This window comes from Lysinibacillus sp. NPDC092081 (assembly GCF_044755845.1).
GTDB lineage: Bacteria > Bacillota > Bacilli > Bacillales_A > Planococcaceae > Lysinibacillus.
On record NZ_JBIVRU010000025.1, the window covers coordinates 15,669 to 31,783 of the forward strand.

13 protein-coding genes and 2 riboswitches are annotated in these 16,115 nt (G+C 37.0%); of the genes, 7 read left to right on the forward strand and 6 right to left on the reverse strand.

What is annotated here, in order from left to right; all coding sequences use genetic code 11:
* Positions 1-4: 4 nt before the first annotated feature.
* Entirely contained in the window at positions 5-376 is a 372-nt protein-coding gene (locus ACIQLB_RS22430; protein ID WP_134019700.1) for a (2Fe-2S) ferredoxin domain-containing protein, read from the reverse strand.
* A gap of 136 nt (positions 377-512) precedes the next feature.
* Positions 513-697, reverse strand: a riboswitch (cobalamin riboswitch).
* A gap of 229 nt (positions 698-926) precedes the next feature.
* A riboswitch (cobalamin riboswitch) is annotated at positions 927-1,111 on the forward strand.
* A gap of 143 nt (positions 1,112-1,254) precedes the next feature.
* Here ACIQLB_RS22430 and ACIQLB_RS22435 point away from each other — a divergent pair.
* The 5 genes from ACIQLB_RS22435 to ACIQLB_RS22455 all read left to right on the forward strand — a co-directional run bounded on the left by ACIQLB_RS22435 (position 1,255) and on the right by ACIQLB_RS22455 (position 7,667).
* Positions 1,255-2,001, forward strand: coding sequence for an energy-coupling factor ABC transporter permease (locus tag ACIQLB_RS22435; protein WP_134019702.1), 747 nt, complete (start codon positions 1,255-1,257; stop codon positions 1,999-2,001).
* A 2-nt stretch (positions 2,002-2,003) separates the two neighbouring features.
* Positions 2,004-2,276 (forward strand): energy-coupling factor ABC transporter substrate-binding protein, encoded by a 273-nt coding sequence (locus ACIQLB_RS22440; RefSeq protein ID WP_400730834.1) that lies wholly within the window; start codon positions 2,004-2,006, stop codon positions 2,274-2,276.
* A gap of 3 nt (positions 2,277-2,279) precedes the next feature.
* The gene (gene cbiQ, locus ACIQLB_RS22445) at positions 2,280-3,050 is read left to right on the forward strand and encodes a cobalt ECF transporter T component CbiQ (RefSeq protein ID WP_400730835.1); all 771 of its coding nucleotides are present in this window, start codon (positions 2,280-2,282) and stop codon (positions 3,048-3,050) included.
* The gene (locus ACIQLB_RS22450; RefSeq protein ID WP_400730836.1) at positions 3,050-3,886 is read left to right on the forward strand and encodes an energy-coupling factor ABC transporter ATP-binding protein; all 837 of its coding nucleotides are present in this window, start codon (positions 3,050-3,052) and stop codon (positions 3,884-3,886) included. Before cbiQ ends, ACIQLB_RS22450 begins: the two co-directional genes overlap by 1 nt.
* Positions 3,887-4,169: 283 nt before the next feature.
* Positions 4,170-7,667 carry a S8 family peptidase gene (locus tag ACIQLB_RS22455; protein WP_400730838.1) on the forward strand — a complete coding sequence of 1,166 codons (3,498 nt, stop codon included), beginning with the start codon at positions 4,170-4,172 and terminating at the stop codon, positions 7,665-7,667.
* Between the two features lie 806 nt (positions 7,668-8,473).
* Here ACIQLB_RS22455 and ACIQLB_RS22460 read toward each other — a convergent pair.
* From ACIQLB_RS22460 to ACIQLB_RS22470, 3 genes are all read right to left on the reverse strand, one after another.
* Positions 8,474-9,265 (reverse strand): putative hydro-lyase, encoded by a 792-nt coding sequence (locus ACIQLB_RS22460; RefSeq protein WP_400730870.1) that lies wholly within the window; start codon positions 9,263-9,265, stop codon positions 8,474-8,476.
* A gap of 65 nt (positions 9,266-9,330) precedes the next feature.
* Positions 9,331-10,548 carry an NRAMP family divalent metal transporter gene (locus ACIQLB_RS22465; protein WP_400730871.1) on the reverse strand — a complete coding sequence of 406 codons (1,218 nt, stop codon included), beginning with the start codon at positions 10,546-10,548 and terminating at the stop codon, positions 9,331-9,333.
* A 40-nt stretch (positions 10,549-10,588) separates the two neighbouring features.
* The gene (locus tag ACIQLB_RS22470) at positions 10,589-11,353 is read right to left on the reverse strand and encodes a LamB/YcsF family protein (RefSeq protein WP_400730839.1); all 765 of its coding nucleotides are present in this window, start codon (positions 11,351-11,353) and stop codon (positions 10,589-10,591) included.
* Between the two features lie 276 nt (positions 11,354-11,629).
* Between ACIQLB_RS22470 and pxpB the strand changes: the two genes are divergently transcribed.
* Complete coding sequence (gene pxpB / locus ACIQLB_RS22475) at positions 11,630-12,370, forward strand: 5-oxoprolinase subunit PxpB (protein ID WP_400730840.1); 741 nt, start codon at positions 11,630-11,632, stop codon at positions 12,368-12,370.
* The gene (locus ACIQLB_RS22480) at positions 12,361-13,350 is read left to right on the forward strand and encodes a 5-oxoprolinase subunit C family protein (protein ID WP_400730841.1); all 990 of its coding nucleotides are present in this window, start codon (positions 12,361-12,363) and stop codon (positions 13,348-13,350) included. The genes pxpB and ACIQLB_RS22480 overlap by 10 nt, the downstream gene beginning before the upstream one ends.
* A gap of 122 nt (positions 13,351-13,472) precedes the next feature.
* Here ACIQLB_RS22480 and ACIQLB_RS22485 read toward each other — a convergent pair whose 3' ends face one another.
* Both ACIQLB_RS22485 and ACIQLB_RS22490 read right to left on the reverse strand, forming a co-directional pair.
* The gene (locus tag ACIQLB_RS22485; protein ID WP_400730842.1) at positions 13,473-14,231 is read right to left on the reverse strand and encodes an IclR family transcriptional regulator; all 759 of its coding nucleotides are present in this window, start codon (positions 14,229-14,231) and stop codon (positions 13,473-13,475) included.
* Between the two features lie 240 nt (positions 14,232-14,471).
* On the reverse strand, positions 14,472-15,722 hold the full coding sequence (locus ACIQLB_RS22490) for an MFS transporter (protein WP_400730843.1): 1,251 nt from the start codon (positions 15,720-15,722) through the stop codon (positions 14,472-14,474).
* Positions 15,723-16,115: the final 393 nt, after the last annotated feature.

Below are 16,115 nucleotides of genomic sequence, written 5' to 3' on the forward strand. Positions count from 1 at the left end.
TTTGTTACCCCTCTTTCACCTTTTCAATACCTTTAATGGCTGTTGTTTGTGCTGTACGTTGTAACGAACCTTCACGCAATGTAAAGACATGCTCATTATGTAACGATTCATGATTTAAATCTTGCACGAGTGCCTTCGCATGCTCCGTTGTCGGCACTCTGTACCAATTTCCCTGAGGATAAGCAATGACAACACAAGCATCCTTACACCTGCCATTACAGCGGGTCCTTGTCGTATGTATTTCCTTATCAAGTGCCAGCAACTGTATTTCATCACGGATTGCTTGTGTAATATCCTCAGCATCTTTTTTCATACAGCTACTACCATTGCAAATAAAAAGATGTGTTTTCATCCCTTCTAAATTCCAAGTTGTCATAGTTGTTCTCCCCTCATTTGCTTTTAGGAAAAAGAAAAACCTTTACTCTAGACGAAGAGTAAAGGTTTTGTAGAAGCAAAAAAAACGAATATAGTTGTGTACTCGCTCTCGCTTCAACTTCTCCCTCCGAAAAGTTTGCATGCATCATCACATAAGCAGGTTTCCTGACTTAAGCTTCCTTTTACTTTCGCGCCTTCCTAGATTTCACTAGTGGCTTCCGCGATTTCATCAGCTATTACAGTAGCGGGGGCTGTATCGGATTCTCACCGATTTCCCTATTATCTTGAAAATATTTCAAGCACTTATGGATGTTTTATATGAATTTATTATTTTTTTATAAAATTGAAAACTGTTTCTATCATAGCTTATTTTTTCATAATTTCAATATTTCTTTCTTAAATTGTGACATTTTTATTAACTTTTTTTAGAAAAATGCGACATTCATATTACATTTATCCGAATTTTCGACATAGAAACTCAATTAAAAATATTTTCATAAAAAGTATAGCATATTTATGGAAAATCATGTTACACTTTGTCGTGAAATCTCACAACTTCATCTTTTTTCGGTGCGATTTGTTCAGCATTTCGCTTAAAAGGGAAGCCGGTTTAAGTCCGGCGCGGTCCCGCCACTGTACTAGGGAGTTTTATAGAGAATGTCACTATCCAAAGGATGGGAAGGCCTATAAAACGTTGAACTAAAGCCAGGAGACCTGCCGAAAAATATGTGATCGTTTCAACCTACGAGGATGGGTGTGCGGCTTAGCAAATTAGAATTTTATTTGCATTTTTTCAGCTATGCATTTTTCCGCAAATGGAGAAGTGCTTTTTTATTTGCGCACGCTAATTCGAAATAATTTATTGAGGAGGAGAGATTTTTGAAATTCTCAGGTTGGAAGCTTAGTTATTTCTTATTGGCATTTTTATTTGTGCCAAATCGTGCATTTGCGATGCATATTATGGAGGGCTTTTTGCCAATTGAATGGGCGATTTTTTGGTGGGTCATATCGATTCCTTTTATTATTTTAGGATTACGTTCTATTCGTAAAACCATCGATGAAAATCCTGAAACAAAAATGATATTAGGTCTATCGGGTGCTTTTGCCTTTGTGCTATCAGCTTTAAAAATTCCTTCTGTAACGGGAAGTTGCTCACATCCGACAGGAGTTGGGCTTGGAACAGTTCTTTTTGGACCATTAGCGATGAGTGTTATCGGGACAATCGTATTATTATTCCAAGCTTTACTTTTAGCACATGGTGGCCTTACAACTTTAGGAGCTAATGCCTTTTCCATGGCCATTATGGGCCCTATTATCGCTTACTATGTATTTAAGGGCTCACAAAAAATGGGGCTATCATTTTCCATCGCCGTCTTTTTAGCAGCAATGCTTGGTGACTTAGGTACATATGTTGTCACTTCTGTGCAATTAGCTCTTGCCTTCCCTTCTGAGGTCGGAGGCTTTATGGCTTCATTCACAAAGTTTGCAGGTATTTTTGCATTAACGCAAATTCCTCTTGCTGTTAGTGAAGGAATTTTAACAGTGGTCGTTATGAACTTCCTGAAAAAATACAATGTCAGTGAATTAAAAGCTTTACGTGTTTTTTCAGCAAAGGAGGCTCACTAAAAATGAAAAAAAACTTATTGCTTTTAGCAATTGTTGTGTTATTAGCAATCGTTCCCCTGTTTATTCAAAAAGGTGCAGAATTCGGAGGGGCTGATGGCGAAGCAGAAGCAGCAATTAGTGAAATAGATGCTAACTACGAGCCATGGTTTGAAAGCTTATGGGAGCCACCAAGTGGTGAAATTGAAAGCTTATTATTCGCACTACAAGCTGCTATTGGCGCTGGATTTATCGGCTATTTTATCGGCTTAATGCGCGGCAAACATAAAGAGGGTTAAGCGATGTTACTCATTGATAAGTATGCTTATTTGAATAAATTAGCGTCTGTTCATCCGCTAGAAAAAATGACCTTATCCCTTGGACTACTTATATTGTCGCTTATCATGAGAGATGAACGAATTTCACTCATTACATTTATTGTAATGAGTGCTTTTATCATTTTAAGCGCAAAAATCCCTACAAAATATTATGCAAAATTATTATTGTTACCTGGGTTTTTTTTACTATCAAGTTTAGTATCAATATTAATTTCTATAGCACCAACAACTAGCACGCTACCAACGCACATTTGGTCATTTTCTCTTAATAGTTGGACAATTTTTGTCGGCAGTGCAAGCCTAGAGACAGCGCAGCAGCTTTTTTTCATCGTCCTTGGCAGCATTAGCTGTTTGTATTTTTTAATTCTCACAACATCAGTACAATCCATTTGTTACGTCTTGCGACAATGGCATCTTCCAACTCTATTTGTAGAGCTAGTAGAACTAACGTATCGTTTTATTTTTATCTTTTTAGAAAGTATGCAAAAAATTCATCTTGCCCAACAGGCCCGCCTAGGATACAACTCCCCTATGCAGTGGCTTCGCTCGGTATCAATGCTGATTGCAGCTTTATTTGTCGAGATGTTTCAACGCAGTCGTGAGCTAAACAATGCGATGGAAGCGCGTGGTGGCGAAACTGTCTATTGGCAGGATGATGTTATCTATAACACGAGAAATTGGACTGGTATTGCTGCTATTTTTATATTCCTCATCATTTATGGAGGCTTTTTCTGATGACAGATTTATACTTTGATTTAACACATTTATCCTACGCTTATGCAGATGGAACTCATGCCTTAACAGATATTTCACTTCAAATTCCAAAGGGAAAAAAAATCGCTTTACTTGGTCATAATGGAGCTGGAAAATCAACGTTATTTCAGCATTTAAATGGTATTTTGAAGCCTACCGCTGGAAGTATATCCTTTTGTGGTAAAGAACTGAACTATAGTAGAAAAGCATTAAAAGAATTGCGTCAACAGGTTGGCATTGTTTTTCAGGATGCAGACAATCAGCTTTTTTCTGGCACAGTTAAGCAAGATATTGCATTTGGTCCTTTGAATCTTGGCTGGACAGCTGAAAAAATTGAAGAGAAAATTGCGTGGGCTGTCGCTCAAACCGAAGTCGAAGCATTGCTAGATAAACCAATCCATTTTCTAAGTGTTGGACAGAAGAAACGTGTCGCGATGGCAGGAGTACTTGCAATGGAACCTTCCGTTTTATTATTAGATGAACCGACAGCTGGGCTAGATAATTATTATAGTGCACAAGTTTTACAGTATTTAGCTACGTTAGAGAACGGTGAACGAACAATTTTACTAGCTACGCATAATATCCCATTAGCCTATGAATGGGCAGATCAAATCATCGTGATGGAAGCTGGGAGAATTATTTATAATGGGGATCCAGTTGAAATGTTCTTCCAAGAGGATTTGCTTGAAAGAGCCCATCTTGAACGCCCATGGGTCTTTGAAATGGCCATTGCCTTACAAAAGAAAAAACTATTTGAGAAAAACATCAAAATGCCTCGTTCGAAGGAAGATTTACACAGACTTATTGAGCAGTTTTAAGTCAATTTGTCCATAATTGGCACTATTCAATTGTGATTGAATCCATACCCCTACTCCAATCTCACAAATCGAGTAGGAGTGTACCCTATAGTAAGAAAATGGACTCTTTATAGGTCCTGGGAGGATATTCGATCTCCCCTCTACATATTATTATCAAGGGTGATGGAAAAATATAGAATGGTACTTTTGGAAAAATATATACTTATTTACGAAACTTTTCTATCATTCATTCGTATTAGTATAGATGTCACAAATATTTGGTACACTCAAGGAGGGAAAACAGTTGAAAAACTGGAAAAAAAAATCAGTCGCTTTAGTAGCATCTGCAACACTAATGGTTCCTACGACTTCTGCCTTTGCTGAAGCACCTCAAAAAACAGCAAAGAACCAAGAGTTAGTGAAACTAGCTAGCAATAAGGACCAAACATTCAAGAAGCAAAATGACTGGATTAGTCAGGATACTATTATCGTCAAACATTCAGGTCTTGATAAGAATGTGCACAACAAAATTGGCTCAAAAGTGATCCGATCTATTCCTTCACTAGGTTACGATGTTATTCAACTTAACAAAGGAACAAATTTAGAAAAAGCAGTTTCATATTATGCCAAGCAAAAAGGGGTTAAAAGTGTATCCCCAAGTTACGTGTATCATTCCTTTGGCACAGAAGTAGATCCAAAGAAAAAAGATATGTATCATTTGAGCCTACTTCAAATTGATAAAGCACTAGAGTTAGCGGGCAACAATGATGTAAAAGTAGCCGTTATCGATGGTGGTGTGGATTTTAAACATCCAGATTTAAAATCTCAAGTACTTCCACCATATAATGCAGCAGCACCTGCCAATACTTCTTATCCTAGTGAGCATGGAACACATGTAGCAGGAATTGTTGGAGCTACAAAAGATAATGGGATTGGAGGACATGGGATTAATCCAAATGCCAAGCTCCTTCCAATTGATGTATTCAACGGAAAAGATGGTGCTAGTGATTTCGCCATTGCACAAGGAATCCTTTACGCTATCGAGCAAGGCGCTGATGTTATCAATATGAGCCTTGGTGGCTATGGTGAATCTCCATTAATGAAGGAAGCCGTTCAGAAAGCAATTGATAAAGGAATTACCGTTGTAGCAGCAGCTGGAAATGAATCGACAGATAATTACTCCTTCCCTGCTTCATTCGAAGGCGTTATTAGTGTAGGTTCTACGAATGATCGAAACAAACTATCAAGCTATTCAAACTACGGCCCATCGGTTGATCTAGTAGCTCCAGGCGAAGATATATATAGTTCAGTTTATGATGAGAAAAAAGGATCCTCCTTTGTAAAATTTAGCGGAACATCGATGGCCTCTCCTGTTGTTGCAGGTGTGGCATCCCTATTAAAATCAAAATATCCAGATTTAAAGCCTTATGAAATAGAAGCTATTCTCGAAATGTCAGCAAAGGATTTAGGTGACAAGGGCTATGATCTTACATATGGACATGGCCTTGTAGATCCTGTGAAAGCATTACAGTTTAATATTAAAAATCTACCAAAACAGTATTCTGAAACAAAAGAAGAGCGCTTGAAAAACGCAAAAGTCCTTAAAAAGGATACATTAAATACTGAAAAAGGTGAATTCAAGTTACCGGACGAAAAGAAATGGTACAAGGTTGATTTAGACGCAAATGAATATGCTCAACTGACATTAAAAGGTGCAAACAAATACGATTATGCATTTGATTTATACTTCTACCCTGAAGGCCATAACGAAGAAGTAAAACCAATTAACGTCAATGATGTTCGCGTAGGCAAGCAAGAAGGATACCTATATAAAGCAGATCAAAAGGGAACCCTTCTTGTTGGAGTTAAGGATCATAATGGTAGCTATAGCTCAAAGGGCGAATCTAACTACATTTTCACAGCTCAAACGACTAAAAAATTACCAATTGATTCATTAGATATGGAACATATGGAGAAGATTGAAAAATTCCCATTCAGTACAGCAGGGAAAAACTATACCCTACTTTCTGAAGATCATCTAGGTGACCAAGATTATTTTACATTTTCAGTGAATGAACCAACGACATTGAAATTTGATTTAACTGGTATTCCGGGTGTTACAGCATCTATGGAGCTTTATCGAAAAGAAGACTTAGTTAATGTACCGACAGAGGAAGCCGATGCTGAAGGATTAGATGTGCCGTTTCCAATTCGAGCATCTTACGGTTCGGAAAAAGGCGATGGAGTAAACTTAGTTGTCGATGTTATACCTGATGAAGAGTATGTAATCAGCGTATCTAATAAAAATCAAAACCATTTTTCACTTGAAATGTTCTTTAGCGGCGGTATTGAAACTGAAGAAACTGTTAGTGAATCAATCATTCCTTACACATTAAAAGGTGAAGTTGTTACCTATCCTAAAGATGAAGATGGCCTTTCATTAAATGGGGGAATGCAAGAAAAAAACGTACAACAGGATCTTTTACCTTTAGCTGAATATACAACAAAAAAACGTAAGCAACAAAATGATTTTATGAATATATTCATGAATCCAGATGCTATGGGACAACCGGAAAACGCTGACCAAATCATGAACCAAGCAATTCGTTTTGATATCGGTCAAGATCAAAAAGCATACTTCCAAACAGAAGATGATGAAGATTACTTCGCATTTACAACTAAAGAAGATGCCGTTTATGGTTTCCAAATTCAAAAAGGTATGAACCAATCACCAGCTGGTACTATATTTGAATATGATGAGGAAACAAATGGATTAATCCCAGTTTCTTCATTAAGTAATGATATGGGGTTACTCAGTCTACTTCTTGGATCAACAAGTGATCCGAACGATGCTAAGACAATTGCATTGAAAAAGGACAAAACCTATGTTGTAAAAGTAATGAATCTTGGTGACCGTTCCGCTGAACCATACACACTTAAAACAAGTAAAATGGCAGCAATTCCAGAAGACGATAATAGAAATAATAACACGCCAATAGCTGCAAAAACGATTAAACCTGGTATCGCTTATAAAAATCATCTCATTTATCAAGATGATACTGATTTCTACTACTATAAACAAAAGGGCAACGATGAAGTCATGAGTCTTCTTGTTTCTTCTGTACCATATACAAAAGAACAGCTAGATCAATTACCTAAAGAACTTCAAAATGACTTAAAGTTTTCAGGCTCCATTATTGAAGATACTAATGGTAATATGGAAATTGATCCAGAAGAATTGGCAACAGAAATTCCATTTGGACAAGCTGAAGACCTCCTTCAATTACTACTCGGTCTTGGTGGAACAACAGATGTAAATACATCTTTTAAAGCCAAAAAGGATCACGGTTATTTTATTATTCTTAACGGAAGCAATGTTGGACAAGTATCAATCCAACCATATACTTTAACGTTGTTTGATCATAAAAGAGTAGATGAAGATGCAGATTCCAAGTTAGTTAACGGCATACCGACAAAGCCAACTGTACTTACGAAAAAAGACGATAAATGGGTAGCTACTCAATATCTAAATGCCGGTGTTCCATTTGGTGACAAAGACTATTTTGAATTTAAAAACGACAGCAAACGCGATGTGTTCTTCTCTCTTCAAACAGAAAAAGCACTAGATGGCGTCATCCGTATTATTGATGCAAAAGGAAAAACAGTAGAAACTTTAGATCTTTACGGTGCTGGAGATGATGAAGTAGGAACAGTCGAACTGGATAAAGGAACTTACTATATTGAAGTAAGTGAATATTACGGCAAAGCTAGTACTCAACCATATACACTAGAAATAAAGTGAAACTTTAATCAGTGGGGGCTTTTTCATCCCCACTGATTATTAGTCTTCACCAATCGGGCGTTTACGGGCAGTTAATCTCCCATCTACCTTTTTACTTTCCGCTGAATTTTGAAGTGGGGTCTTGTACCTGACGCTTCGCTTTCGGTACAGATAAATTACTGCCCGTTAATGCGGGATAAAGTAGGATATAACTTTTGACTGAGAAAAGAACTTAGTAGAAGAATAGAATGAATTTTCGGTTGAAGGTAGTGCAAAAGGATTATCCCCTAGATGATGAAAAATCTAGGGGATTTTTTTATTAAGCATTCGTATTGGCCAAAAGTGTTTGTCACGAATGTGATACTTTTAACCTTTATTCCCCTATTGGCGACGCTGATCTCCAAGGAGTCGCCAGTTTGCTGAAAGAAGTTAAACTCCTATTTCATAAACTACATTCCTCTACTATTCTATCGATGTACCATCATCAAGGAAGTTCTAGTGTGATGAATAGACACAAAAAGACAAGGTGCTAAGTGCTGTTAAATCATCTCGTTTTTCTTCATGCTTTCTAAGCAGTGATATCCATTAAACTTGTCACGACACGCATTTCTTTACCCTCAAAATCCATGAATTGAACGACACCGTGGCGCTTTTTCGTTTGTTTTTGTGGTGTCCCAAGTAAGTCCTTTTTTATAAAAAAAATCAAAGCTGGTGGAACTTTACTCGTCGTAAAGTTTCACCAGCTTTTTAGATTTCAGAAATTGGTTTTGTCCCAACCTCTTGACGCTTACTTATGAAGAAAATAAATAGATGTCTTCGAACATACTTTAAAGTATGCTCAAGCTTGTTTCCTTTATATCAGTGATTAGCATATGACCCGGTGCATGGGTAATTATAATTGAGGGTTTACTTTCCATTGCTACTGCCTGAGGGGTTACGCCACAAGCCCAAAATACTGGTATTTCCCCTGGCTTAATGGACACGGCATCTCCGAAATCTGGTTTTGAAATATCCGTAATACCTATTTGTTCTGGACTACCAATATGAATTGGTGCACCGTGTACATTTGGAAAACGTGAAGTAATTTGGATTGCACGAATCGCATCCTCTGGTGTCATAGGGCGCATACTGACAACAGTTGGTCCTTCAAACACACCTGCTTTTTCACACGCGATATTTGTTTTATACATTGGCACATTACAGTTTTCTTGAATATGTCTTATTGGAATACCTGCTTCAAGAAGAGGTGTTTCAAATGTAAAGCTACACCCTATTAAAAAACCTACCATATCCTCTTCCCAATAATCTGTAATATCTAATACTTCTTCAGTTAAAATACCATCCCGATAAATACGATATTTCGGAATGTCCTTGCGAATATCTGCATTTTTAGCAATTTTTGAAGGTATAAATGATCCAGGTTCTGTCACGTCTAATAATGGGCATGGCTTTGGATTTCGCTGACAAAATAGTAGAAAGTCAAAGGAATGCTCCTTTTTCAAAATCACTAAATTTGCTTGTGTAAACCCAATCGACATGCCAGAAGTTGGTCCAAAAATTTCTTGATTGCGAATAAGTTTACGGATTTCATTCGGCTCTAAAGCACTATATGTTGTCATCATCAATTCACTCCTTATAAATTAACCATCCATGAAAAGATGCTCATGGATGGCTGGTTGTTAGATTAACTAAAAATTTTTGGAATTTGTTCAATTAATGTAATAATGCTGAGATATCCCATAAGAACAACTACAATTGCTCCTGTTACGGTTAACCAACGTGGATGCTTATATGTACCAACAATTTCTTTTTTGTGTGCAGCAACTAATATAATGCCAAGTGATAATGGTAAAACCAGTGCATTTAATGCACCTACCAAAATTAACACATTAACAGGCTTTCCAACCAAGGCAAAAGTTGATGTTGAAATGACGATAAATGCTATAATCACCCAATTATGATATTTCTCAATGTTAGGGTGGAATGAACGAATAAATGACACGGATGTATAAGCTGCACCTACAACAGAAGTAATCGCTGCAGCCCACATAATCATACCAAACATGCGATAACCAATATTACCCGCAGCTAGTTGGAAAACAGATGCAGGTGGATTGGCAGGATCAATGACTAAACCTTTTGAAACAACACCAAGAACCGCTAAAAATAAAGCAATACGCATTACACCAGTAATCAAAATCCCTGTCACAGAGCTTTTTGTTACTTCTGGCAAGGATTCCTGTCCTTTGATGCCAGCGTCCAAAAGGCGGTGACCACCAGCAAAAGTAATATAACCTCCAACTGATCCACCAACCAAAGTTACAATCGCAAACCAGCTAATTTCTTTAGGCCAAACGGTGTTCACAATCGCTTCTCCTACAGGTGGTGAAGTTTTAAAAGCAACGAATAGCATGAGTAAAATCATGACACCGCCAGCAATTTGCGCAACCTTGTCCATTGCCTTTCCTGCTTCTTTATAGATAAATATAAAAATAGCAAAAAGCGCACTTACAATGGCACCCATAATTGGATCTACGCCAAGCATCGCATTTAACCCTAATCCAGCTCCAGCAACGTTACCAATATTGAATGCTAAACCACCTATAACAATCATAATTGCAAGGAGAACACCTAATCCAGGTAATACCTTATTGGCAATTTCTTGCCCTCGCAAGCCAGAAACAGCAATGATTCGCCAAACGTTTACCTGTGCGACAATATCTAGAATTAATGAAATTAAAATGACAAATCCAAAGCTAGCCGCTAATTGCTGTGTAAATACTGTCGTTTGTGTTAAAAAACCTGGTCCGATAGATGAGGTAGCCATTAAAAAGGCAGCTCCTATTAACACACTTTTACTTGCAGTTTTCTTAACAAATTTTCCTTTTTTCTCTTGCTCGATTCCTGCTTCACTAACTTCCGATTTTTTTGCTACCATTGGCTTACCCCTCCTTGATTGCACTTACTGATATTTGATGTTCTGCTAATCTTGAATGAATATATTTTGCAAACTCTACAGCATGTTCCCCGTCCCCATGAATACAAATAGTATTTGCCTGTAAGGGGATTTCGATTTGCTGTTGTGACAGCACAATTCCCTCTTTCACCATTCTCACAACTTGATTCACAGCTTGTTCCTTATCGGTAATCAATGCATCAGGTTGTTTACGAGATGTTAAAGAACCATCCTTCTGATAGGTACGATCTGCAAACACTTCATGGGCTGTTTGAAGCCCTACTTTTTCTCCGGCTTTTGTTAATTCACTACCTGAGAGACCGAATAACACAAGTGAAGGTGAAATATCATAAATGGCTTGTGCGATTGCCTCAGCAATCGCTGGATTTTTAGCAGCCATATTATAAAGTGCTCCATGTGGCTTAACATGCTGCATGGTTTCATTGTAAGTCGTTAGAAAACCTTGCAATGCTCCAACTTGATAAATAACCATATCATAGGCTTCCTGTGGTGTGATGTTCATCTCACGTCGTCCAAAGCCATTTAAATCCGGTAATCCTGGATGTGCCCCGATTTTCACACCATTAGCAATGGCTAGCTTCACTGTCTCTCGCATGACTGTTGGATCTCCAGCATGGAATCCACAAGCAATATTAGCAGAGGTTACATATTTTAAGATTTCTTCTTGCTCTCCAAGTCGATAACGACCAAAACTTTCCCCTAAATCACAGTTTAAATCAACTCGAAACATCTTCTTCCCCCATTTTCTTCCCACTAAAGTAGTTATAATGAATACGTTTACAAATATTTTGTACCGATATTCGGAACTTAAGTTTTGAAATTTAAAAAAATCTTAACATATTTTATAATTGCTGAAAAGTATTAATTTAAAATTTTTAGAAAGAATTTTTTTTTTGAAATTTTCGTTTAAATTAAACTTGTTTTCGTTTATTGTTTAAATATAATAATAATAATCCGTTATTTAAAACTTACATACCGAATTATGAAACTTCAGGAGATGGTTTTTATGCTGAATTTAAAAGAGAATATACAAATAAGACCTTTGAGCGATTCTGCACTAGTCATACATGTAGGTGAAGGAATCAGTGAGGCAATTCACAACAAAGTTAAAAATATATTGAATTTATTAGAGAGAAATCCATTTGAAGGATTCATCGAGGTTGTACCTGCCTATAATAATGTGACAGTTTATTACAATCCGATTGAAGTATACTTTTCTAATATAAAAAAAGGAGGCGAAATGCCTTACGAAAAGGTGAAAGCAACAATTCTTTCTTTAATGAACCAATCTCACATAGTTGAAACAACGAAGGAACGTGTCGTAAAAATCCCTGTAGTATATGGTGGTGAAATGGGACCTGATCTAGAATTTGTAGCCTCTTATCATGGTTTAACACCTAATGAAGTCATTAAAATTCACTCTTCTGTAGAATATCTTGTTTACATGATAGGCTTTGCTCCAGGTTTTCCGTTTATGGGAGGAATGGACAGACAAATTGCAACACCTCGTAAAGAAACTCCACGGTTATCGATTACTCCGGGGTCTGTTGGAATTGCAGGAAATCAAACAGGGATTTACCCATTAGAAACTCCAGGTGGATGGCAAATAATCGGACGAACACCTTCTCGTTTGTTTCTACCTGAACAATCTCCTCCAACCTTATTACAACCGGGTGATCGAATTCAGTTTGTACCAATTTCGTTGGAAGAATATAAGAGCGATTGGGAGATGAAAACATGGGCATAAAGGTATTACAGCCAGGTATGCTGGCAACCATTCAAGACCTAGGAAGATATGGGCTACAAAAGTTTGGTGTTATCGTCGGAGGAGCAATGGATTCAATTTCCTTACGAATTGCGAATTTACTTGTTGGAAATTCGGAAGGAGAAGGCGCTCTTGAGGTGACACTTTATGGAACAACCCTTTTATTTGAGACTGATGAACTGATCGCAATTACAGGTGGCAATTTACAACCTACAATAGACGGGAAAGAAGCACCCATGTGGCGACCACTTTTCATTCAAAAAGGATCTGTTTTAAAATTTAATACTGCGATTAGTGGTTGCCGAGCCTACGTATCGTTTAGTGGCGGGATTCAAGTGCCCAAAGTGATGAGCAGTAAAAGCACCTACATACGTGCTGGAATCGGAGGATTTCAAGGAAGAAAATTGCTGAAGAATGATGTCTTTGAATTAGATAGACGATCAGAGTTAGGAGAAGAACTTTTTAAACAATTAAAAAAAGAACCAACGTACCTTTCTTGGTCAGCTGATTACACATCCTTTGTTACATTAAAAAAAACGCAAACAATCCGCTTCATAAGAGGCTCTGAATATGAGCGTTTCGATGAGGAGAGTTTAAAAAATTTCCTTTCAACGCCATACACCATCACAACACACTCAGATCGAATGGGCTATCGATTAGAAGGAGAGGCTATTCAATTAAAAGAGCCATTTGAATTATTATCCGAAGGGGTTACATTTGGAACGATTCAAGTGCCCTCCAATGGGCAACCTATTATTTTAATGGCAGATCGTCAAACAACTGGTGGTTATCCTAAAATAGCTCAAGTGATTTCTGCCGATTTATCATCATTAGCACAAATGCAAGCAAATGGTCGAGTCTATTTTAAAGAGGTCACTCTTGAAGAAGCTCAATTGGCATTAATACAGCAAGAAAGAAAACGAAATGAATTAGCCATTGGGCTTCGTTTAAAAAGGTTATAGAAGCGTAAGAGGCTATTCAATCGTCCAAAATTCGATGATAAAGATGGTGCTGTTTTCCAAAAAAGTTAGCAATTTCTGTGCAAAATGGGTAATCTCAAATGACTTTTGAGACTACCCATTTTTTAAAGCTGTTCATACCCCAATTGTTTAGAAATCTCTGCGGTAGCCTTCTTAAGTTTATCGACAAAGATTTCAACGTTTTCCCCTCGATAATTGGTTTCTAGTCCAGCAATACTCATTGCTGCAACGACGTCTCCTTTATGATCGTAAATCGGTGCTGCAACAGCAGATGTATAATTTTCTAATTCTGAATGGCTGATTGTATAACCAAGTTCTCTAGCCTGCACAATCGTTTCAAAAAGCCTTTCCTTTTCTGTAATCGTCCCCATTGCAAATGATTTAAGTTCTACCGATTCGAGATATTCCTTTATGTCTGCATCCGGTAAAAAGGATAATACAGCACGAGGGCATGCCCCTGCATAAAGAGGACTTTTTCTACCAATTGCTGTGTAGAGTCGCACTTTTTGCTTCGAATCTATTTTCTCAATATAAACAGCATCGTCACCATCACGAACGATTAAATTAATCGCTTCTTTTACATCATTATGTAAGTCATTCATAATTGGCTCTGCAATTTTTCGCACATCAAGGCGCGTTGATACTAGATGTCCAAATTTAAGGAAGAGAATACCTAATCTATATTTTGTATCAGTTCCCTTTTCTAAAAATTCCATTTCCTCGAAAGATTTCAACATGCGGAAAGCAGAGGTTTTAGGGATTCCTGATAACTCAATTACTTCTTGAAATGACAGTTCAGCATGATCGATAAATAGATTTAAAATATCCATTGAACGGATAACTGTTTTATTATTATTTGTCAATTTAAGTTTTCTCCCCCTTCTATACTAGCTTTAATCTAATCATCATTTTTTTCTTAATTAATAATTATACCTAACATCTTACTGTTTTTATATGTAAATCAGGTGACAAAGGAATAAAAAACAGGAGCAGAGAATCAGAGAATGGTTGCTTTTCTTCCATGCTCTTTACCCCTGCTTAATATTCTTATTTTGATTCCCTCGATTACTATGCTAGTTAAAAATTGCGGATATTCTTTTTTGTCATACGCTCTGACGATTTTCCTTCAATAAAATCACTCCAATCAAACCAACGATGGAGAAGATAACTGGCGTGATGAAACCATAGTAATATCCATCAAATAGATTTCCTGAAGTTGATTGAAAATGATCCAATATATATCCAAAAATGATAGGTAGCAATACAGCACTTAGAAAGCCACCCGTATTCGCAATCCCTGAAACAATTCCGGATTCTTTCAGATTAAAAGATTGACGTACAGCTGCAAAGGTTAATGCACTTGCCCCATATCCAAAGCCAATGATAAAGAAATTAATAATTAGAAAGAACAAGGAAGGATGCCCATTAAATAAAAGGAAAGAAAACCACCCTAATAAAACGATGCTATGAACGACAATATACGGTCTTTTAATTGTTTCTAACCGGCTTGAAATCCAACTAGCTAGAGGTGCTCCAATAAGTGCCCCGATAAGACCGATCATAATCAGCTGACTGGCATCTGAACGGGTCATTTCATACATATTCATCCCATAGGGTACTGCCCACGAACTGATAAACCCTACATAACCGCCGACTACCCCAAAATGGCAAAAGAATAAAGCCCACGCTTGCGGATTTGAAAATATTCTTCGCAGTACAACTGATGTTTTTTCACGTTGCACTTCTGCTGTATCAACTACTTGCTCATCCCCAAAAATTTGTTTTGTTTTTTTCACAAGTACAAAATAAAGGAGAATACCACATAAACATAATAGTAGTCCTACTGAGAAAAATGTTACCCTCCAACCAAGTAAAAGTATCCATGTGGAGAAAGGTACTGTCGCCAATAAGAAACCAAGACTTCCTGTCATGCCCGCCAGGCCAATTAATCGAACAAATTCCTTTGTATGAAACCATTGGGCCAAAATTAGCACCATGTTAACCCATATGGTCGCATCCCCTACCCCAGTTAGTATTCTGGCAAAAAACAGGACGAATTCATGTGTACCTAGACTATAAATAATTGTACCTAAACCTGTAAGAGTAGCACCAATAATTAGAAAAAAATTGGGCCCAAATCGATCAGCTAAAATTCCCATCGGAATTTGCAAACTTGTGTATACAAAAAATTGTATACTCGTCAATAACCCAATCGTTGATGCTGTTACATTAAAATCTCGCATCAATTGGTCTGTAATCAGTCCTGGGGCGGTTCGTTGACTCGCCATTAACAAATAAGTAAATAATACAGAAACAAATACAACCCATCTATATCTACTATTTTGTTTGTCCAATGATTTCTACTCCTATTAGCTTTTTACTATATATATATGAATTATATCTAACGTTAAAAACCTGTTTTTCAAAGTAGTTTTATGAATTGAATTTGGTTGAAAATGCTTTTAGATCTCAATAACGAATCTATTGGTTGGATGTGGCGTTGCAAAATGGCTATATATCGAAGCAACAATATAATCAGGCAAATGAATTGACACAACAAATTATTAAAATATTTGTAGTTATTAAGAGAAATTAATAGAGAGGTGGACAAACAAGTAAAAAGAGAAGTTCAGAAAATCGAACGTGAACTTAAAAGAAAACTAAAATAAAAAAGCCCTTATTTGTTTTGCAGAACAAATAAGAGCATGTGTTTAAAATATCTAAGTAAATAATAATACAAAATGAAG

Coding starts and splice junctions, on each gene's coding strand:
- ACIQLB_RS22430 (WP_134019700.1), bottom strand. CDS start 376: ATGACAACTTGGAATTTAGAAGGGATGAAAACACATCTTTTTATTTGC.
- ACIQLB_RS22440 (WP_400730834.1), top strand. CDS start 2,004: ATGAAAAAAAACTTATTGCTTTTAGCAATTGTTGTGTTATTAGCAATC.
- cbiQ (WP_400730835.1), top strand. CDS start 2,280: ATGTTACTCATTGATAAGTATGCTTATTTGAATAAATTAGCGTCTGTT.
- ACIQLB_RS22450 (WP_400730836.1), top strand. CDS start 3,050: ATGACAGATTTATACTTTGATTTAACACATTTATCCTACGCTTATGCA.
- ACIQLB_RS22460 (WP_400730870.1), bottom strand. CDS start 9,265: ATGACAACATATAGTGCTTTAGAGCCGAATGAAATCCGTAAACTTATT.
- ACIQLB_RS22470 (WP_400730839.1), bottom strand. CDS start 11,353: ATGTTTCGAGTTGATTTAAACTGTGATTTAGGGGAAAGTTTTGGTCGT.
- pxpB (WP_400730840.1), top strand. CDS start 11,630: ATGCTGAATTTAAAAGAGAATATACAAATAAGACCTTTGAGCGATTCT.
- ACIQLB_RS22480 (WP_400730841.1), top strand. CDS start 12,361: ATGGGCATAAAGGTATTACAGCCAGGTATGCTGGCAACCATTCAAGAC.